The organism is Gardnerella sialicivorans subsp. sialicivorans, from assembly GCF_056746795.1.
In genome coordinates this window covers 51,746-72,977 of sequence record NZ_JBWPXA010000007.1, presented here as the reverse complement: position 1 = coordinate 72,977, position 21,232 = coordinate 51,746, and the positions used below count along the sequence as shown (strand labels likewise).

The following is a 21,232-nucleotide window of genomic DNA, read 5'->3' as shown; positions in this document are numbered from 1 at the left end:
TTCCTTTTATCTCTTTATACCTACTATTTTTCGCTCTTATTCTTGTGATTTTGCATAAGTTCTACAAAGCGATCAAACAAGTATGATGCGTCGTGAGGTCCTGCGGCTGCTTCTGGGTGATATTGCACAGAAAAAGCTGGAATATCAAGGCATTGCAAGCCTTCTACAACATTGTCGTTAAGATCTACATGAGACACTATTACGCGACCAAAATGGCCATTTTCGTAAGGAGACTGAACAGTCTGGCCAATAGGAGCATCTACAGCAAATCCGTGATTATGAGCCGTAACTTCCACTTTTCCAGTAGTCACGTCTTTTACAGGCTGATTTATGCCACGATGACCAAACTTAAGCTTGTACGTTCCAAAACCGAGCGCGCGACCAAGCAACTGATTTCCAAAGCATATTCCAAAGAATGGGTATCCTGCGTCTAACACATTACGCAATAATTCCACTTCGCGATTTGCTTGAGCAGGGTCTCCAGGACCATTCGAGAAGAACACGCCATCTGCGTTAAGCGCTTGAAGCGACTCAAAGATTATTGAGGAACTTACAACGTGCACACGGCATCCACGCTGTGCCAAACGGTGAGGAGTCATGGCTTTTATGCCAAAGTCAACAGCTACAACAGTGTAAAGCGGCTCTTTGCCCTCATAATCTCCGCAAGGCTCAATCGTATAAGCTTCTTGCGTACTAACTTCGTCTGTTAGTCGCAAGCCTTGCATTTGAGGAGTTTCTTTAATCTCATTTACAAAAGATGCAACTGTGCGAATTGCTCCAGTAGTTTTGTCTATAAGAGCATCATTAGAAAAAATGCCGGCACGCATAACGCCAACTGAGCGTAAATGTCGTACCAGCATTCTTGTATCAATACCACTGATTCCTACAATACCTTGTTTTTCTAAATCATCTTCCAAGGAACCAGTAGCTCTCCAATTGCTAACATTTGGACTTGGAGCTTTTACAACGTATCCTGCAACCCATATTTTTGACGACTCTGGGTCTTCGCCGTTTAGTCCCGTATTTCCTATGTGTGGGAACGTTTGAACAACTATTTGTTGATCATAACTTGGATCAGTAAGTGTTTCTTGGTAACCAGTCATTCCTGTAGAGAACACGATTTCAGCGCGTGTAGAACCTTTTGCGCCAAATGGTTTACCAACGTAAACTTGCCCGTCTTCCAATACTAATACTGCATCATCAGTGCCGAATCCGGCGAAGGTGTCGTTATAGCCCACCTTAACCCCCTTATGGCTTTAGGTTATTCGTGGCAAGTCTACTCATATTGGCGGACGGCGACGCGCCGATGGATTACAAAACAAAAATCCGCCTACTTTTACAAGCAAGCGGATTTACATGTTTTACGACTATTTTACAAAAGACTATTTTGCAAAACTAGAATCTGAATCTAAATCTGACTTTACAAAAGATTAATCGTTTTCTTGCGATTCACTAGACTCACTAGCTTCACCAGACTCGTCAGATTCCCCAAATTCACCATTAAACTTAGCCAAGCAAGCGTCTTTATCGGAAACAATTGCGCTTAAAAGACCATGAATAAAGGTGATTGCTTCATCGTCACTATATGTTTTAGAAAGAGCAATTGCCTCATCAATCGCAACTTTATCTGGCACTTCGTCGTTTAGAAGAATCTCCCAAACAGCAATGCGCAAAATATTGCGGTCAATAACCGCCATTCTTCCAACTTTCCAGCCTGTTGAATAGCGATTTAAGGTTTTATCAATCCTATTTCTGCGCTCTCCTACTCCGCGAATAATATCAACAGCATAATCCGGAAGAGGAGTTTGCGCGCCTGGCTCTTTCAAACGTTCGTCGAGTAAAGAAAGAATATTCTGACTTTTCTCGTCTGCCTCATAAAGAGTGTTCAATGCCCTCTTTCGAGCAGTGGAGCGTGCCATATTAGCGTCCTTTTTATAAGTTTCTACTAGTTTTCGCGACCAAGGTAAGAGCCGTCACGAGTATCGACCTTAACCTTTTCGCCTTCGCCAACAAAGAGTGGAACCTGAATTTCGGCACCAGTTTCCACGGTTGCAGGCTTAGTACCAGCGTTAGAACGGTTGCCTTGCAAGCCTGGCTCAGTGTGCGTAATTGTCAAAATTACAGACGCTGGAAGCTCTACGCTCAAAGGAGTGCCATCATGGAAGCTAACAATGCAATCAGTTCCCTCAAGAAGATACTTGCTTTGCTCTCCAACCAAATCCTTAGGAATGTACACCTGGTCGTAGGTTGTCATATCCATAAACACAAAGTTATCGCCGTCTTCGTAAGAGTATTGCAAAGTACGGTTATCAACGGTCTCGAACTCCATCTTCATGCCGGCGTTAAAAGTCTTATCGACAATCTTGCCCGAGAGCACGTTCTTAATGGTGGTACGAACGAAAGCAGGACCTTTGCCTGGCTTTACGTGCTGGAACTTAACAACAGTCCAAAGCTGACCTTCAAGGTTCAAAACCGATCCATTTTTAATATCATTGGTAGTCTGTGCCACGAGTTATCCGTTTCTTTCGCTAATAAAGCTGCAATTTACGCAGCTAAGAAATAAACCTTGCTTATTATGCCACAAAGCGTCAACTAATTAAAATAATAACTAAAATAACAACCGCATTTAACGCAATTATTCGTTACTCTGATCGTTTTGTTCCGAAGACTCTGAGTTTTGACTACGACCCATTGGAATATAGCCACCTTGATCATCCTTAGGATGTGGAGCATCAAAAGGATACCCATTGCCATCTCTACTTAAAAATCTATCGCTCACTTTTTTAATTCTATCTTCATACTGGCTTATAACAGCTTTTATTTTTTGATAAGCCTGCTTTAACTCTGTATAATTATTGCTGCTTTTAGCAAGAGCATTCCCTGCATCATTAATAGCATTTTCCAGACTTTTAGAAGCAGCAGCTAAAATAGGCAAATTTTTCGCTTTTTCTACAAGCTCTCTAGCTTTTTTAACAAGATTTAACAATTGATCACCGAAAGCAGTTCTGCTAGTTTTTAGTAAATTCTTTGCATGCGTTTTAACAGAATCAGCATCTTTACGCAAAGAATCCAATTTGTCTGAAAGCTTATTTTCAACTGTTGTAGAATCGTAAGAATCCGCGCCAAGTGGGCATGCTGGAATATCATCATTTAAGTCATCATTAGCGTAGCTTAGAGAAGATTCAAAATCATCTGCAGCGTCTTTAGCTGCATCAAAATCTTCATCAAAATCAGCAGCTTTTATATTAGAAGCATCTTTAACATCTTGACTTGATACAATTTTTTTAAGCTCTTCTTTAGCATTGATTACTTTTTTGCGCAATTGAACGCAATTTTTAGAAGGCTCACTTGCTTTTAGATTAGGCTTAGAGTTATTAGCAAATAATACAAACCCTAATCCAGCAACGACTCCGATTGATATAAGAGATACACAAACAATAACAGCAATAGCCTTTTTATCGCTTAACAAGGAGTTGTTTGAATCATCATTAGAAGATCCAAAAATATTTTCTTGCTCATACTCATCTTGATTATTAAAGGAAGCGATATCATCCAAATCCTGATGTCCGTTGTTATCTTCTTTCATAATCGCCATCCTTATTTAACAAGACTTACGCATGAATAAAATAGTAAGAACACGATTAATACACGATTAACGATTAATACGCGCACGATTAATACGTGACTTACATAATTCTATAATTACACAAGTCTATATTGTTTGCACAATTCATGCACCATATTTTTGCAAATAATTTTCAGCTTTGCTAGCCAAGTTCTTATCCATAACAGCACTTCCGTCACTATTAGTGAGTTTTTGTGCCGCATCGAAGATTTCGCGCACATTAGCAATTGGAAGCACTGGGAATCCAAACTCTTGTTCTACTGCTTTTACTGCAGAAAGATCGCTGTCTTTTGTGCGCTCCATTCTATCTACTGCCAAAATTAAGCCAACAACTTGCACATTTGCTTCTGCTTTAAGCTTTGGCAAAGTTTCGCGAACTGCAGTTCCAGCAGTCATAACGTCGTCAACCAGCAACACATTCATGCCGTCTTTTAGCGGCTTACCAACCATCATTCCGCCGTCGCCGTGATCTTTTCGCTCTTTTCTATCAAAAGTAAAACCAACAGGCATATTGTAATTATTCGTTAAAGCCATAGACGTAGAAACTGCCAGCGGAATGCCTTTATAAGCAGGACCAAAAACTGTGTCAATATTGTTAGAAAGAATACCATCTTTGATTGCTGCAACAATTCTTTGAGCGTAATAATCGCCAAGAGAAGCGATTTTCATGCCGTCGTCAAAAGCACCAGCATTAATAAAGTAAGGCGATTGGCGACCAGACTTAAGCGTAAAATCACCAAATTTAAGTGCGCCTGAATCAAGCAAAAACTTTGTAAAATCCTCGTGTAATTGTGCCATAATTAACTCTCCTTGTTAAATCTGTCTTGAATGAATTGTCTTAGTAAACTGTCTTAAATAATGCATTAAATGTCATCGCCAAGTTTTGCCCTCTTTAAGCAAAGATGCAAGCTTTGGTCGAGAATCAAGCAAATCGTCAAGCTCGCGCGCAATGCGAATCGGAGCAGTAGGGTCCACAAGAGCGGCCGCCCCAACTTCTACAGCATTAGCGCCAGCATACAAGTATTCCAAAGCTTTCTCTCCAGAATCAATGCCACCAATACCAATGATTGGAATATCTGGCATAGCTTGACGAACTCGCCACACAAATCCGAGTCCAATCGGGAAGATTGCAGGCCCAGAAACACCGCCCGTACGGTTTGCAATAATCGGCTCGCCTGTGCGAATGTCAATTCTCAAACCAACCAAAGTATTAATCATGCTTAAAGTATCTGCGCCAGCATCAACAGCAGCTTTGCAAATCGAAACAATATCTGTAACATTTGGCGTCATTTTTACAATCATCGGCTTATCTGTCATTGCGCGAAGTCGCTTAATTAAACGATGCAATGCAACTGGGTCTGTGCCAACACTCATTCCGCCGTGAGTTACATTTGGGCAGCTAACGTTAATCTCTAGCATATCTGCCGCGGAATCCGCAAGCTTTTCAACAACTTGCGCATAATCTTCGTCACTGTGGCCTGCAACGTTAGTAATTACAAGCGCTCCAAGCTTTTTTAACTTTGGAAGCTCGTCTACTAAATAGTGGTCAACTCCAGGATTTTGCAAACCAACAGCATTCACCATTCCAGAAGGCGATTCTGCAGTGCGCGGCGAAGGATTACCTTCCCACGGAACTGGGGAAACACCTTTTGTACAAATTGCTCCAAGTTGGCTAACGTCATAAAAGTGCGCGCAAGCTGCAAGTTGGAATGTGCCAGACGCTGTTCCAACCATGTTTTTCCACTCAACTCCAGCAACTTTAGTTGAGTGCTTCCAAACGTGGCTTGTGTCAAAACCAAGATTTTGCGCGTTATTTTGCGCGTTTTCTAAAGCATTATTTGTTTCATTGCTCATGTTCTTTCCTTTACTCCCAGCCTAATCTTTCAGCATCAAACACTGGCCCTTCGTTACAAACTTTAAGTCTGCCTTCCAAAGTATCTACAACGCAAGCAACACAAGTTCCATAGCCGCATCCCATTCTTGCTTCTAGGCTTAATTGACATTTAACATTACGCTCATGCGCCCAATGAGCTACAGCTTTCATCATTGGCATAGGTCCGCAAGAAAGAATAACAATAGGCAAATCGCCATTAAAATCAAAATGATTTTCTTGCTCTAGCTCATTAAGCAAAGTAATAACAGTTCCTTGCGCGTTGCTAATGCTATAAACATTATCAACGTATTCCTTCATAAATGAGTCAGCAAAATGATTATCTCTGTATCCAAGAACCGCACTAACTTTGCAATCCTTATTTTTTGCAATCGCTTGCGCAGCACAAATCAAAGGAGGAACGCCCAATCCTCCGCTTACAAGAACATAGTGCGCTGACTTAGAAATATCAAAGCCCAATCCTAATGGCCCTAAAGCGTCTACAGTGTCACCTGCTTTAAGCTGTGCAAATTCGGCAGTGCCCTTACCAATAACAGCAAAAATAAGACTAAAAGTGTCTCCATCAACGCTTGCAACACCAAATGGCCTAGGAAGCATAGTTGTAGAATCTGGAGAATATAAGTTAACAAATTGCGCAGGAGTGGCCGTTTTAGCAATAGCATCATCGCGCAAAACTAAGCGATACACACCTTCGTCAAGCTTTTGATTATCAAGAACTTCTATTGGGCGCCTTCCTAAAAGACGGCTATATTTTGGCTTACTAGAATCTGAACCCGAATAGTCTAAAGAGCTTTCGCGAATAGTAAATATAAAGCCTCTAGAAGATTTTCGAGTTTGAATAAACATGCCATCACTCATGTATTTGCCCTATCTTGTTTAATGTGTAACTGTTTAGTTTTTAGTTATTTATAATTTGTGATTTACATCTTGCGATTTATAATTTGCAACTTACAACTTGCGATTTGTAGCTTGTTATTAGCTATAAATTATATTCGCTTATGTTTATCTATATTCACTTATAAATCGATTCACTTATAAATCGCCTGCCTTAAATCATCTCGCATATTAATAGCAGCACAAGCAGAAGAATGTGCAACAATATCTAGAATGTCATCTAATGAAATTGAAGATTCGTGCTTTTTATAAGATTCACTGTTTTTCCAAGCGCCAATAATTCCGCGCGAAGAGTTTACTATAGCGCCACTGCCATTTTCATCAAACATTCCAGCAACATCTTGTGCCGTTCCGCCTTGTGCTCCGTAGCCTGGAACAAGGAAGAAAGTATGTGGCATAAGTTCGCGCAATCGCTTGCCTTCTTGTGGATGAGTTGCTCCAACAACTGCTCCGACTCTAGAATATCCGTGATTTCCAACGTTTGAAGCGCCCCAATTTTCAATCAAACTTGCCATATGCTCATAAACTGGCTTGCCATCTTCAACAACAAGCTCTTGCAACTCTTTGCTAGAAGGATTAGACGTGCGCAAAAGCACAAAAATGCTCTTATTTCGCGAAATTGCTTCGTTTACAAAAGGCATAACGCCATCCGAGCCCATATACGGGTTTACAGTAAGCGAATCCTCGTGCCAAACATCCTTTTTGCTAGAGCTTTTTAGAAGATTAATCAAAGACTCGTCAAAGTCGCAAGATTCATCGCTAAAATACGAATCAAGATTAGCAAATCCTCGCAAATGCGCAGCATACTGGCCTGCCGTAGAACCAATATCTCCTCGTTTTGCGTCTCCAATAACAACTAAGCCTTTGGATTTAGCATAATCGCAAGTCATTGTGTAAGTGTCAATTCCAGCAGGTCCAAGCGCCTCATACATTGCAATTTGCGGCTTAACAGCTGGAACAATATCGCAAATCGCATCAATAATTGCGCGGTTAAACTCAAAATAAGCAGCACCAAGCAAAGTTTGTAAAGCTTCTTCACTTTCGACTTCTTGCAAAACTTCATTTGCTAAGCCGCTTAAAATTTGTGCAGGCAAAATACCAGGCTTTGGGTCTAAGCCAACAACAGTAGGATTTTGCTTTGCTGCAATCGCTTCTACTAACTCGTCCATTTTGCTCCCATTTTTATTATTTTTTACGATTTACGAATGCGACTTACTAAACTTATTAAACTTATTAAATACGCGGCTACATTCTAGAAAACGCAATTTGCGATCCAATAATAGTTGCCACTGGCCTGCCCTTTAATTGCCAACCGTCAAATGGCGTATTTCTAGCTTTTGAATGGAATGAGTTTGAATCCACACTCCACTTTTCGTTCATATTAATCAACACTAAATCAACGTTTTCTGGGTGCTCCGTGTTGCTTAATCGCAATGTACGCCTAATCGCGCATTTAGAAGACACGTTTAGCAAAGCCGAGACATCCGTAGGTCTGCGGCTCATTAGTTGCATTGGATTAACAGACATTAGCTCAATTAAGTGCTTATCATCCGTGTAGCCTGCATCTACAAGAACTTTTCTACAAACCGCATACGCGCACTCTAAGCCAATAATGCCATTAGGCGCGCTCGCAAAGTCGCCAGATTTATCGGCAACCGTGTGCGGAGCGTGATCAGTAGCAATCATGTCTATAGTTCCATCTGCGATTGCAGCAAGAGTGGCTTGTCTATCTGCTTTAGACCTAAGTGGCGGATTCATTTTTGCGTTAACGCCATACTTAAGCACATCTTCATCGCAAAGAGCAACGTAATGCGGAGCTGTCTCGCAAGTAATAGGCAAGCCTTCCTTCTTAGCTTTGCGAATCGCTTCAAAAGCAGCAGCAGTACTCACATGCTGGAAGTGCACGTGAACGCCGCTAACTCTTGCAGCATCAATGTCTCGCTTAACAATCGCAAGTTCCGTAGACGCAGGAATTCCGTCAACGCCTAAAATCTTAGCAACTGGACCTTCGTTTACTGAGCCAGAATTGTGATGCTCACAATGCTCAACAAGAGGCAATCCTGTTTCTTTAGCGATTTTTAGAACGTCTTGCAAAATCGAATCTGTAACTGCAGCACCATCGTCACTGATTGCAACTACAGGATGCTTCTTCATTGGAGACGTTTTTTCACTATCTTCAATTCCAGGAACATACTTTTTCCACAAATTAACATTGCTAGGATCAACGCCACTTCTTCCGCCCGATGCGCAAACGCTTAAATCGTAGCGAACTGGCAATTTTACGCCATATATGCAACCGTATCTTTGCAAGTAGTCAATAACATTTTCCACATCGAAAGGAGCATCATTCCAAGGCTCGCCATCAACTGCAGGAATAGTATTCGGCATAATCAAAACTTGCGTATATCCGCCTGCAGCCGCAGCATTGCCGCCGCTTATCATCGTTTCTTTATCCGTTTGACCAGGATCTCTAAAATGCACGTGCGGATCTGCAAAACCAGGAGCAACAATCCAATCACTCGCATCAATTTCTCCGCATATTCTGGCATTTGGCTCAATTAAAGCATCTTGCCGAACACCTTCTACAATTAAATCAATGCGCTCGCTAGTATCCCAAACTGCAATATTTTGCAAAGTTAAGGTTCGTGAGTTGTTCATATTGCTCCTAGTTCGCTCAAGGTTTTAAATTTTTTAAGTTATTTAAATTATTTTAGAATACTTTATATTTCGATTGCATTAATCGCGATTATTTTGCGTTTTGACTGCATTCAATTTGCATTCAATTTGCATTCAATCTGCTTTATGCTTCTTCGTCGCAATACAAGCATCGGTAAACGTTTGCGTCAGAATCGTCCTTATAGAACTTTTTGACTAATGACAATTCACTATTTGTTATGCAACGAATATTAGGACATTTAAGATCTTTAGGAGCATTTTTGTCTTCTTTATGAACACGAGGATTAGCGAGCGAAATTCCATTAGCATCGTAAGCTTGCGATTCGTCTTTAGGCACATTCACAAAATCTGTTGGTTCGTAGCCCAAAAGCTCGTCTCCAAGAACTGAGCTTTCAAGAGCCATTCGCATAAGCATGCCATTTTTAACTTGCTCAAAGTATGCTGCACGAGGATCCGCGTCAACATCAACCGCAATCTCGTTAATTCTAGGAAGTGGGTGAAGAACAGCTGTATTAGGCTTTGCTTTTTGCAATTTTTCTTCCGTCAAAATGTAAGTATCTCTAAGTCGTAAGTATTGATCTCTGTCTGTAAAACGCTCTTCTTGAACGCGAGTCATGTAAAGAACGTCTAAACTTCCAATAACTTCCATCAAATCGCGTGTTTCTTCGTAAGAGCACGATTCAGTTGCGTTTATGCGATCAATAACATATTGCGGAGTTTTAAGCTCATCTAGACTAATCAGCACAAAATGAACGTTTCCAAAGCGGCATAAAGTTTCAATAAGCGAGTGAACTGTGCGGCCGTATGTTAAGTCTCCGCAAAGCCCAACTGTTAAGTTATTCAGCCTGCCAAATCGTGCAAGAATCGTTGCTAAATCTGCAAGAGTTTGAGTAGGATGCATGTGACCGCCGTCTCCTGCATTAATTACTGGCGTGCTTACAGCTTGCGTTGCTACAAAGGCAGCGCCTTCCTTTGGATGACGCATTGCTACAACATCTACATAGTTTGACACCACTTTTAACGTGTCGCTAACAGTTTCGCCTTTACTCGCGCTAGAAAGCTGAGCTCCTGCAAAGCCAATAACCTTTCCGCCTAAGCGAAGCATTGCTGTTTCAAAGCTTAATCGCGTGCGCGTGCTTGGCTCATAAAAAAGAGTGGCCAACACTCTGCCATCGCAAGTGTGGGCCACTTCTTTTCTGTGCGAATCAATGTATCGCGCTTTATCTAAAAGCATTCGTATTTGTGCTGTTGAAATATCGTCTAAAGTAACAACGCTTTTGCCTGCTAACGATTGAGCAATTGCGCAACGAGAAAAAACTTGATTGGAAGAATCAGAAAATGCGTTCGTCATAATAAAACCGCTTACCTTTCGCTAGTTGGCAAACGGCCGCGATTGTGCGCGACCTAAGTAATATTACTGATTAGCTTTGACGAAACCCATACTCGGAGTGGCGTATATTTATCACCACAAAATACAACAATTAAATGCAAAAACTGAACAAAAAATTAGTAAATAAAATTAAAAATCAACCTGGCTTAATACTGTTTTCTGATTACACCTAAACTAAGTAACTTTCCTCGCATCTTGAGTAACAAGAATATCAAAAGAACCCATTACAAGCCCTTTTCTAACTCAGCAAAAACATCTTTATATGGTCTAGATAAACCAGAAGCTGACTGCTTGTAACTATTCATAAGTTTTGCAGCAAAATCAGTAGAGAATAATTCGTCATTTTCTTCTAAATTTTCACTACTGACTGTTTGCTTTATACGTGAAGAAACATCAGAATAAAAAACTGAAGACTTAGCTCTTTCTTTTACATCAATGCTTATCATTGAATTTTTCATTAAAAATCACCTCCCATCCTGCAATTATAACTTAAAGAACAGAATGCAACAATAAATTCGAAGCTACAAAATATGACTAGATTAGCAACTGTAAACTTATCGACAGTAGAAGAGACGAGACATGACTTCGCGGCATTGACGCATAACAGCCATTAAATCGTTTTCAAAAACGCGACCCTGGTTTGGATCATATCCAAGATAAGTTGCGATTCCGCCTAAAGAATAAGAGTCCGTTGGAATAACATCCGCACGCTCAAGTGAGCCAGACCACAAGAAGTTTGCATTTCGCACTGCAGAACACATATGCCAACAGCGCTCTAGCACATTTGCATCTTCATCTTCAATCAAATGCAATTCTTTAAGCGCTTTCAACGCTTGCATTGTGCCAACCGTGCGCAAAGACTCGTATTTTCCAGCGTATTGCAATTGCAAAAGCTGAACAGTCCACTCAACATCACTTAAACCGCCGCGCCCAAGCTTCAAATGCCTGTCTCTGCTAACACCTCTTGGCAAACGCTCTGCTTCCATACGCGCTTTAAGCTTACGAATTTCCGCTAATTGCGATTCGCTGAGCGGCTCCAATGAATAGCGCAAGTCGTTTACTACTCCACTTAGCAAGGCATCCGCCAACTCTTTAGAACCTGCAGCAAAGCGCGCACGCAAAAGTGCCTGATTTTCCCACGTACTTGCCCACTTTTGGTAGTAGTGCTCGCACGATTCTAGCGAGCGCACAAGCGGCCCATCTTTACCTTCTGGTCGCAAATCTAAATCAACCATGATTTTTGGCTCTAAAGTAAGAGGACCTTGCAAAATATTGCGCAATATGTCTACAGTAGTTTGCGCAAAACGGTGAGAAAGATTAGCTCCAGAATCATCGCCAGAATCGCAACCGCAAATATCTTGTGTAGGCTTATAAACAACCATCATATCTGCATCAGAGCAGAAGTTCACTTCCCTACCGCCATAACGTCCGAGGGCAATAATTGCAATCGAAGCTTTGCTTTTATCTAGGCACATTTTGCGAGACGCATCTTTCATAGCCCATTGCAAAGCAGCATCAAGAACAGCGTCAAATACGTCACTCATTGCTTGCATCGAAGTAGCATCGTCAATAATCCCACACATCCAAGCAAGAGCTACTCGTTCAATTTCTTGCCGTCTTAAAGCGCGCAAAGATTGAGCAAAATCCGCAATACTGCTTGAATATCTTGCAACCATTGCTCGCGTTTGCATATCTAAGCTTTCTCTGCCTCTTGGCGAAAGCGTCGAGTCGTCTCCAAGCCAAGTTATCGACTGTATGGACTTCATCATTGCATCGCCTAAATAGCGCGAATCAGACAAAACGTGGCAAAGCCGTTGAGCTGCGCTAGGAGAGTCACGCAAAAATCCAAGATACGTGTTTTTCCCACCAAAGAGCTCGGAAAGTCGCCTAAAAGCAAGCAAACCCATGTCGGGATTTTGACCTTCTCCAAGCCATTTCAACACTGCAGGAAGCAAAATTCTGTGAATTTTAGCAGCACGCGAAAGTCCCTCAGTAAGCGCTTCAACATGCATTTGTGCAGCTTTTGCATCCGCAAATCCGATTGATGCAAAGCGAGCGCGAGCAGCCTCTGCAGACAACACAATAGGATCCGCATCCGTTTGCGCATTAATCGGAAGCATTGGGCGGTAATAAATATCTTTATGCAAGTGTCTAATTTCTCGTCGCGCTTTGTCAAATCGCGCAACAAGCTCTTCTGGCTTAAGTCTAACAGCTCTAGCAAGACGCCTAATTTGCTCGTTACTGTTAAGCTCTTCTACACTAATACTTCTTGCGCGATCTAATCCACCATTTCCTTGCGCACCTAAATCTGGGAATAAATGCGTGCGTTGCATATTCCACATTTGCTGGCGATGCTCGAGCACACGCTCAAAACGGTAGTGTTCTGCCAAAATCGCAGCTTGCGACCTAGAAACATAGCCTCCAGCAGATAGTGCGTTAAGCGCGCCTAGTGTATCTCTAACTCGCAAAGACGTGTCTTCGCTTCCGTGCACAAGTTGCAACATTTGCACAGTAAACTCAACATCGCGCAATCCTCCGCGACCAAGCTTCATATCTAAATCTCGCTGAGCCGCAGGAATCAAAGACTCCACTCGCTGTCTCATATGTTGGCAATCTGCAACAAAGTGTTCACGACCAGATGCTTTCCAAATAAGCGAATCAGCCATTTGTCTATAATCTTTACCAAGTTGCATATCTCCTGCAGCTGGCCTCGACTTTAGTAATGCTTGAAACTCCCAGCTACTTGCCCACTTTTCGTAGTATTCTCTGTTAGATTCCAATCGCCTAACAAGCGGACCATCTTTGCCTTCTGGCCTTAGCGCAGTATCAATTTGCCACAATGGCGGCTCCGCACAACCCATAACAACCGATTGGCACACTTTTTGCAAAACAAGCGCAATAGAAGAGCCAACTCGCAAAGCTTCATCTTGTTTAACGCCATTAGTTGGCTCTACTACATATATTAAGTCAATGTCGGAAACGTAGTTTATTTCTCGCGCTCCCAATTTTCCCATTGCGATTATTGCAAACTTGCAACAACAAGATCCAGAAACTTGCCCGCGCGCAATTGCAAGAGCCGCCTCTAAAGCAGCATCCGCAGCATCCGAAAGTTTACAGCTTATATCTGGCTGCAATTCTACAGGATCTGCGCTTGCCAAATCGTATGCCATAATCGCAGCAATATGCTGACGATATCTTGCTCTAAGCGCACCAACAGCTTGCGCAAAACCCATGGAACTTATTGGAACAGTGCACGAATCGCAATTCTTATCGTCATCTTTTTCTTCATTTACTACTGTTGCACTGTACGATTGAACAGCTTCTAGTAAATCCGAAACACGCTCTTCTAAAGTCATGTGTAGCAAATGATTGGGGTCGCTTGCGGCAGCGCTTATTAAGTCTTCGCGTGTTCGCATTAGCATTGCAAACGCTTTAGATGCTCCAAGAACTTGCATTAAAGACGAAAGCGGACTTGTTATTAGTGAATTATTAGAGTTTTGAGCAATATTTTCAACAACTTTTTTATGCGATTGATATATGTCGTTAAACGCTAAAATTGCATAATCTGGATCTTCGACTCTGCTTATGCTTTCTAAAATTTTAACCGCTTTTATCGAATTATTTGCACAATTTTTGCAAACATCTTCTATAGCTTTACGAGCAGATTCCGGTCGTGCAAACCCTGCTTTAACTAGACTTCTATAAGATAAATCATTTTCTTGTGCAAAGTTTAAGTTGTTTTTTGAACGATTTTGCAAATCATCTTTTAAGCCCACGTTCAAAATCGCGCTGAAGCCATTGCTTAAATCTCCAGCATTACTTGATTCTTTGCTCATAACGCCACTGTACATTGTGGTGTCGTACAACAATATTTTGCACGGCACCACATGCACAAATCACAAAAATCGCACAAATCACACAATTTGCATAATCTACATGATTTACACAATTTGCATAAATCGCATAATCTACACGATTTTAGTAAAAAGTGGCTTAACGTTTGACCAAATGCTTCTAGTAACTCCAGGACGATTCATTGTGTACAAGTGTATTCCATCTACACCTTCCGCAACTAAATCGTTAATCTGTTGAGACGCAAATATGCTTCCAGCGTCTTGCAAAACTTCTGGATTACTTCCCCATCGCTCAATCATTGCTAAAACTGGCTCACTTATTTTAGATGAGCACATTTTTGTCATTCGCTTAACTTGATTTGCGTTTACAACAGGCATAACTCCAGCTTCAATCGGAACGTTAATGCCAGCTTTTCTAGCTAAATCCCTAAAGTGCAAAAAGTCATCGTTATTGTAAAAAAGTTGCGAAATCAAGTGAGTTACTCCAGCATCAACTTTTCGCTTTAGATTATCGATGTCTTCTTGCAAAGTAGCAGCTTCTGGATGTTTTTCCGGGTAGCATGCGCCCAAAATAGGTAAATCTGGTCTCTTTGAGCGAATATACGATACTAAATCGCTTGCGTGATTAAACACTCCAGCAGCATTCTGATTTTCAATAACATCTCCGCGCAAAGCTAAAACGCCACTAACGCCTGCCTTATCAAACATATCTAAGGCTTCATCAACATCGTCATAATCCAAGTATCTTGCTGTTAAGTGAGCAACAGTCTTAATACCATACTCCGATCGAATAGTGTTGGCGATTCTAGCAGTAGCAGTTCGATCCGAAGATTTTCCCGTTCCGTAAGTTACAGATATAAAATCTGGATCCAAACCCCTTAAGCCATCTAAAGTGTCGTAAATCGTGCCTATTGGAGATGTTCTTTTAGGCGGAAACACCTCTAGCGAAAACTTTGGTTTGTACGTCATTTTAGACCGCCACCCAATTCGCTTCTAACTTTTTTAGCTGCCGAAACAAGATTTTGCAAGCTAACCCAAGTTTCTGCATTGCCACGAGTCTTCAATCCACAATCTGGGTTAATCCAAAGTTTGCTTGCTGGCATTTTGTGCAAAATCTCGTGAATCCTGTTAACAATTTCTTCTTCGCTAGGAACTCGAGGAGAGTGAATGTCGTAAACGCCAGGGCCTGCTTCTGTTTCAAAGTTCGCGTTATGAATAGCGTCCAAAACAACTAGATCTCCGCGCGAAGCTTCAAACGATATTACGTCCGCATCCATTGCATCAATGTCTCGAATAATGTCGTTAAACTCCGAGTAGCACATATGCGTGTGGATTTGCGTGGTGGCTTCTACAGCAGAGTGCACAAGACGGAAAGCTGAAATCGCCCAATCCAAATACTTCTTATGCCAATCCGAACGCCTAAGCGGCAACTTTTCACGCAAAGCTGCCTCATCGATTTGAATTACGCGAATTCCAGCACGCTCTAAGTCCAAAACTTCATCTCGAATAGCAAGAGCAAGCTGCTGCGTTTGCGCTTCGTGCGTAATATCTTCTCGAGGCCAAGACCAGTTAAGAATCGTAACAGGCCCCGTTAGCATGCCTTTCATAACATGATTTGTGCGGCTTTGAGCATACGCACTCCACTCTACCGTGATTGGCTGCGCTCTAGAAACGTCGCTCCAAACGATTGGAGGCTTTACGCATCGAGTTCCATAAGACTGCACCCAAGCGTTTTTTGTAAACTTGAATCCGTGCAAATGCTGGCCAAAGTATTCAACCATATCGTTTCGTTCAAATTCGCCATGCACAAGAACGTCTAATCCAATGCTCTCCTGGTGTTCTATGCACTCGTCTATTTGCTTGGCAATAAACGCGTTGTATTCTTCTTTGCTAATTTCTCCTTTTCTAAAAAGCGCTCGAATCGATCTTATTTCTTTTGTTTGAGGGAAGGATCCGATAGTTGTTGTAGGCAAATCAGGCAATCCTAATGCTTCTTTTTGTAATTTTTGACGCTCCGCACGAGATGGCTTTCGCTCAAAATCTTCTGCCTTAAGGCTTGCGATTCGCGCTTTAACGTTTTCGTCTACTTTTACTCTAGACCCATCAAATAATGCCTGGTTTTGCGCTAATTCCTTGCTATTTTTAAGCTCATCATCATTCAAAACGCAAAGTTGAGCAATTTCGCTTACTTCCTTCAACTTTTCTACAGCAAACGCAAAATGCTTTAATACGTCTTCGCCAAGCTCTTCTCCATCCGTGCTAAATGGAACATGCAAAAGCGAGCATGCCGTAGAAACAGCTATGCGATTAGTAACGTTTTTTTGCAAAGCATCTAGCAAGCCAAGGCTTTGTGCGTAGTCATTTTTCCAAATGTTTCTGCCATTTACAACTCCCGCAAAAATAGTTGTTTTCTCGTTTACTCCATATTTTTGCAAAGCTTCAAGGTTCTCTTCTTTGCCTTCTACAAAATCTAAGCCAATTGCATCGAAAGCTAAATCGTTTAGTGTTTTGTACGAGTCTAAAATATTGCCAAAATACGTGTTAAGCAAAATCTTAACGTTTTCAGCATTCTCTGTGCTTTCAAGTCTGCTTTGAAGAATCGGCTTATATAAGTCGCTAAAAATCCTTAAATCGCCATCTTCTTTATCTAAGCACAAGTATGGTTCGTCAAATTGCAACCATTTTGCTCCAAAACTTGCAAATCGTTTTACAATATCGCAATATGCGTTTGCTAATGCTTCAATCGTCTCTTTGTTTGCTTCTAATTCTTGAGCTTGAGGATTGCGAGAAAGCTTTAAGAAGGTGTATGGGCCAATCAGCACTGGCTTTGTTTCAATTCCTAGCGCTTTTGCTTCATTAAACTCATCGAATGGTTTTGTGCCATCTAAATGCAAATTTTGCGGATTTTCTACTTCTGGAACAATGTAGTGGTAATTAGTTGTAAACCACTTCTTCATTGGAAGAGCTGTTACATCCCCTCTATCCCCTTGATATCCGCGCGCGATTGCAAAAAGCGTATCTTCTGCATTTTCAAACTCTAGATTCTTGTACCGTTCTGGAACTGCACCAAGCAGGATTGCTGTGTCTAGCATTTGATCATAGTAGCTAAAATCGTTGCTTGGTATGAGTTCTATTCCAGATTCTGCTTGAATTTTCCAATGCTTTTTGCGCAAATCTTTTGCAACTTGTCTTACTTCTTCTAGAGTTGCGTCTTTTTTCCAATAGCGTTCAATAATTTTTTTAAGCTCGCGATTTGCGCCGATTCGTGGGAATCCCTGTACGGATGTAAGAACAGTATGCATATATCCTCCAAATAATTAACAACCTGATTCAGCCTAGCAAACATTTGGCTTAATGAGGTCATTACCTATTTTGGGGTGTCGTTATAAGCTAAACTTATATGCAGATTTATACATATGATTTATGCAGATTTATACAAATGATTCGCGTAGATTTATACAAATTTTATAAGGATTTTATGCAAAATTATGCGTATTTTACTACTCAAAATCCTTTGGACTTATAACACCTAAGGCTTTTGCTCCACGAAGTCCGCAAGTTGCAAAAGGAGAGTCGGAAACTAGCACAACAATCGAAGCATTAGAAAGCCCAAGTCTCATCGTTCCTAAAACGTCTGGGTCGGAATCTGGGGAAGAAAGCCATTGCGCAGCCATCGACATTGTTGGCTCATGGCCTATAATCATTGTTATTTTAGATTCACTCCTAATCTCACAAAGCTCATCCATTACAGATTGCATTCCGCCATCATATAAGCTTTTTCTTGATGCAACTATTGGCGAATCTCCAAACTTTTTAAGCATTTTATGCATTGTTTGCTCTGTGCGATTTGCGCTTGAACAAACAATATAATTTGGAACAAGCTTTAAAGATTTCAAGCCTTTTGCCATGATTTTTGCTTGTTTTATACCTTTATCGCTAAGGTCTCTTCCCCAATCGTCTCCCATTGTTGGCGGCACCGCTTTTGCGTGGCGCATTAGTAGCAACACATATTTTGCATGCTTTACTTTTTTAACAATTTTTTTAATTGACGCCGCCATTTTAATCTCCTCAGTCTTCAGTTAAGCCTTATTAGGCTTTGGATTTGAGTTAGGCAATTGTGCGATTTGCAAATCTAAATCTCTAAGGACTTTTCTAAGTTTTCTATCAGATATATCTCTAAGAGACAAGTCTTCTAGCTGTTCTGCGCGCTCTTCGGGAGTTAAATCATCAATATCGCTAACAGTATCTTTTGTAGCACGCTCGCGCTTTTTTAGCGCATTAAATCCTTGCGCCATTGCACGCGAAATAACCAAAAAACCAGTATGACCTATCATTGCGTGATCTGGTCTAACTGCTAAATCTTGAGCTTTCCAAGTTCTTTCTAACGTTTCTTGAATCTCTGGTTCTGTCCAAACTCCCGAAGCACGCAAACTTTGTGCCATTCTAGACATTTGCGTTGTGGTTGTTACGTACGCAACTAATACGCCACCTGGAGCAATAACTCTATAAGCTTGTTCAAGCCTATTCCAAGGATCAAGCATGTCTAGCATAATGCGATCAAAATAGCCTTCTGGAAGAGACTTTGCTACTGTGTCAAAATCTCCAGTTAAAAGATTCCACCATTTTGGTTGTTCGCCATAGTAAATAGTTGCGTTTAGTTGCGCGATTCTAGCAAAATCAGGTCTAAGCTCTATTGTTGTAAGCTCGCCACTTTGACCAACAGCGTCTAAAAGACTTAAGCTCATTGCGCCAGATCCTGCTCCAGACTCTAAAACGCGCATTCCAGAGCGAATATCTCCTAAAGAAACCACTTGCGCAATATCTTTTGGATACATGATTTGAGCGCCTCTTGGCATAGATAAAACATAATCAGCCAATCGCGGACGCATAACTACATAATCCCATCCGCCTATTGCGCGCGCCGCCATCCAAGGCTTGTTTGATTCTTTAGATGCATCAAGTTGCTTATTACTGCGCTCAAAATCACGTTTTGTGCTAACTGTTGTTACTACAACGCCTTGAGTTTTGCCAATAACATCGTCGTGCAAAATAATGCCATGCTCGGTTTGTGTAACTCCGCCTTTAACAAGCTGTGCTGTGATTCGCTTGCCTTTTCTATCGGTGAATTGGATTTTTTCACCAACTTGCAAAACTCCTCTACGTGCATAGCTTTCGTACACAAAACACCTCGCTTATTTTTAAGAACGACTTTTACTATTATAAGCTAACGGTTGTAAGTGGCATCGCTGAATCGATTGCAAAATCTGGAGCAGAAGGACGAACTCCTGCTTCTACCAAATTCACGCCAAGCATTGCCACCATTGCTCCGTTATCTGTGCAAAGCTTAAGCTGCGGCAAGCGAACTTCGATTCCGTGTTCTTTGCCTTGCTGTAAAAGATGCTCTCTAAGTTGCGAGTTTGCGGAAAATCCGCCACCAATCAACAAAGTTTTTGAACCGTATTGTTCGCAGCCCATCATAGCTTTGCGCGAAAGAACATCTGCAACAGAGTTTGCTAAAGACGCACAAACGTCGTCTACTGGTATTTCTAAGCCTTGTGCTTGGCGAGCTTCCACCCAGCGCGCAACAGCAGTTTTTACTCCCGAAAAACTAAAGTCGTAAGGATGCTCTTTGCCAGAACGTCCTTGCGTAAGTCCCTGTGGAACTTTCAACGTATTTGGATTTCCAAGGCGACCGTGCCTATCAATATGCGGGCCTCCTGGGTAAGGGAACCCAAGCAATCTAGCTACTTTATCAAAGCATTCGCCAGCTGCATCGTCTAATGTTGTTCCAACAACGTCTATGCTGCGCGCAATGTTATTGACATGCAAAAGAGAAGTGTGGCCTCCCGAAACAATAAGCGCTAGAACGTCTTTAGGCACGTCTCCAAACTGCAATTGCGTTACTGCAATGTGTCCAATAACGTGGTTTATTCCATAAATCGGCTTTTTTGCGGCACTTGCTAGTGCTTTAGCGCCAGAAACACCAACAGCTAAACATCCTGCTAATCCTGGACCCGCGCTTACTGCTATAGCATCAATATCGCTTAAATCCATATTTGCATCTGCTAATGCTTTTGATACTACTGGCACGAATGCTTCCGCGTGCGCACGCGATGCGATTTCTGGTATAACACCGCCGTAGCGTGCGTGTTCTTGCATTGAGGATGCTACAACGTTAGAAACTAATGTTCTTCCTTTAACGATTGCGGCTGCTGTTTCGTCGCAAGTTGATTCAATGCCTAAAACTATTGGCTCGCTTGTTTTATTCATTGTTTCACTCATTGTTATCCTCACTTTTAGCGCTGTTATAAGCTTCGCTAGATTCTTCTAAGTTTTTTGAGTTTTCTAAATTTTCCAAGTCATCTAAGTTGTCTAAGCAGTCTATTTGCGCGCACATTGTATATGCATCTATTCCTTCTGGCATGTAGTATCTTTTTCGCAATCCCATTTTTGTAAAACCGAATTTTTCATACAGTTTTAGCGCTGGATTATTGTTTACTTTAACTTCTAAAAGCATTCGTTTTGCGCCTATTGATTTTGCATTTTCAATCATAGTTTTTAGAAGATTGCTTGCAATTCCTCGCTTTTGATACTCTTTTGCAACTCCTATTGTCATTATTTGAGCGTCGTCACCATCAAACCAAAATCCCGCATACCCAGCTACCGTATCTGTATTTAAATCAACATCTGCATAATACGCGCGCATCGGTGCTTGTAACTCTTGCAAAATCATGTTCTTGTTCCAGCATCCTGGTCCAAACAAGTCTGCTTCGATTTTTGCAATTTGAGAAACTATTGCTTCATATTTTGCACAATCAATTTTCTCTATTGCGCAGCTTTGACTATTTGATACACAAGCTGGATATTTTGAGCAAGTTATGTCTACAATCATATGCGTACTT

General features: G+C 41.4%; 18 protein-coding genes. All 18 read right to left on the bottom strand.

Features of this window, described 5'->3' with window-relative positions:
- Positions 1 to 23 precede the first annotated feature (23 nt).
- Complete coding sequence (carA, locus tag AC1EKB_RS05600) at positions 24 to 1,238, bottom strand: glutamine-hydrolyzing carbamoyl-phosphate synthase small subunit (RefSeq protein ID WP_481249068.1); 1,215 nt, start codon at positions 1,236 to 1,238, stop codon at positions 24 to 26.
- 192 nt (positions 1,239 to 1,430) lie between these two features.
- Positions 1,431 to 1,919: a transcription antitermination factor NusB gene (gene nusB / locus AC1EKB_RS05595; protein WP_481249067.1), complete on the bottom strand. Its 489-nt coding sequence runs from the start codon at positions 1,917 to 1,919 to the stop codon at positions 1,431 to 1,433.
- A gap of 26 nt (positions 1,920 to 1,945) precedes the next feature.
- Positions 1,946 to 2,509 carry an elongation factor P gene (efp, locus tag AC1EKB_RS05590; protein WP_004133058.1) on the bottom strand — a complete coding sequence of 188 codons (564 nt, stop codon included), beginning with the start codon at positions 2,507 to 2,509 and terminating at the stop codon, positions 1,946 to 1,948.
- Between the two features lie 126 nt (positions 2,510 to 2,635).
- On the bottom strand, positions 2,636 to 3,586 hold the full coding sequence (locus AC1EKB_RS05585) for a hypothetical protein (protein WP_481249066.1): 951 nt from the start codon (positions 3,584 to 3,586) through the stop codon (positions 2,636 to 2,638).
- Positions 3,587 to 3,730: 144 nt separating this feature from the next.
- Positions 3,731 to 4,423 carry an orotate phosphoribosyltransferase gene (gene pyrE / locus AC1EKB_RS05580; RefSeq protein ID WP_481249065.1) on the bottom strand — a complete coding sequence of 231 codons (693 nt, stop codon included), beginning with the start codon at positions 4,421 to 4,423 and terminating at the stop codon, positions 3,731 to 3,733.
- A 72-nt stretch (positions 4,424 to 4,495) separates the two neighbouring features.
- Entirely contained in the window at positions 4,496 to 5,479 is a 984-nt protein-coding gene (locus AC1EKB_RS05575; protein WP_481249064.1) for a dihydroorotate dehydrogenase, read from the bottom strand.
- 10 nt (positions 5,480 to 5,489) lie between these two features.
- The gene (locus AC1EKB_RS05570) at positions 5,490 to 6,374 is read right to left on the bottom strand and encodes a dihydroorotate dehydrogenase electron transfer subunit (protein WP_481249063.1); all 885 of its coding nucleotides are present in this window, start codon (positions 6,372 to 6,374) and stop codon (positions 5,490 to 5,492) included.
- Positions 6,375 to 6,544: 170 nt separating this feature from the next.
- Positions 6,545 to 7,579, bottom strand: a complete 1,035-nt coding sequence (gene pyrF / locus AC1EKB_RS05565; protein ID WP_415694079.1) for an orotidine-5'-phosphate decarboxylase — start codon at positions 7,577 to 7,579, stop codon at positions 6,545 to 6,547.
- A 76-nt stretch (positions 7,580 to 7,655) separates the two neighbouring features.
- Positions 7,656 to 9,068 carry a dihydroorotase gene (locus AC1EKB_RS05560; protein ID WP_481249062.1) on the bottom strand — a complete coding sequence of 471 codons (1,413 nt, stop codon included), beginning with the start codon at positions 9,066 to 9,068 and terminating at the stop codon, positions 7,656 to 7,658.
- A gap of 142 nt (positions 9,069 to 9,210) precedes the next feature.
- The gene (gene pyrB / locus AC1EKB_RS05555) at positions 9,211 to 10,437 is read right to left on the bottom strand and encodes an aspartate carbamoyltransferase (protein ID WP_481249061.1); all 1,227 of its coding nucleotides are present in this window, start codon (positions 10,435 to 10,437) and stop codon (positions 9,211 to 9,213) included.
- A gap of 263 nt (positions 10,438 to 10,700) precedes the next feature.
- Entirely contained in the window at positions 10,701 to 10,934 is a 234-nt protein-coding gene (locus AC1EKB_RS05550) for a hypothetical protein (protein ID WP_004131017.1), read from the bottom strand.
- A gap of 96 nt (positions 10,935 to 11,030) precedes the next feature.
- On the bottom strand, positions 11,031 to 14,327 hold the full coding sequence (locus tag AC1EKB_RS05545; RefSeq protein WP_481249060.1) for a bifunctional [glutamine synthetase] adenylyltransferase/[glutamine synthetase]-adenylyl-L-tyrosine phosphorylase: 3,297 nt from the start codon (positions 14,325 to 14,327) through the stop codon (positions 11,031 to 11,033).
- Between the two features lie 117 nt (positions 14,328 to 14,444).
- Positions 14,445 to 15,299, bottom strand: coding sequence for a methylenetetrahydrofolate reductase [NAD(P)H] (gene metF, locus AC1EKB_RS05540; protein ID WP_415694074.1), 855 nt, complete (start codon positions 15,297 to 15,299; stop codon positions 14,445 to 14,447).
- Positions 15,296 to 17,632 (bottom strand): 5-methyltetrahydropteroyltriglutamate--homocysteine S-methyltransferase, encoded by a 2,337-nt coding sequence (gene metE, locus AC1EKB_RS05535; RefSeq protein ID WP_415694073.1) that lies wholly within the window; start codon positions 17,630 to 17,632, stop codon positions 15,296 to 15,298. The genes metF and metE overlap by 4 nt, the downstream gene beginning before the upstream one ends.
- A gap of 198 nt (positions 17,633 to 17,830) precedes the next feature.
- Positions 17,831 to 18,388, bottom strand: coding sequence for a SixA phosphatase family protein (locus AC1EKB_RS05530; RefSeq protein WP_481249059.1), 558 nt, complete (start codon positions 18,386 to 18,388; stop codon positions 17,831 to 17,833).
- Between the two features lie 21 nt (positions 18,389 to 18,409).
- Entirely contained in the window at positions 18,410 to 19,510 is a 1,101-nt protein-coding gene (locus AC1EKB_RS05525; RefSeq protein WP_415694071.1) for a tRNA (adenine-N1)-methyltransferase, read from the bottom strand.
- A 37-nt stretch (positions 19,511 to 19,547) separates the two neighbouring features.
- Positions 19,548 to 20,612, bottom strand: coding sequence for a tRNA (adenosine(37)-N6)-threonylcarbamoyltransferase complex transferase subunit TsaD (gene tsaD / locus AC1EKB_RS05520; RefSeq protein WP_481249058.1), 1,065 nt, complete (start codon positions 20,610 to 20,612; stop codon positions 19,548 to 19,550).
- Positions 20,605 to 21,222 carry a ribosomal protein S18-alanine N-acetyltransferase gene (gene rimI / locus AC1EKB_RS05515; RefSeq protein ID WP_481249057.1) on the bottom strand — a complete coding sequence of 206 codons (618 nt, stop codon included), beginning with the start codon at positions 21,220 to 21,222 and terminating at the stop codon, positions 20,605 to 20,607. Before rimI ends, tsaD begins: the two co-directional genes overlap by 8 nt.
- Positions 21,223 to 21,232: the final 10 nt, after the last annotated feature.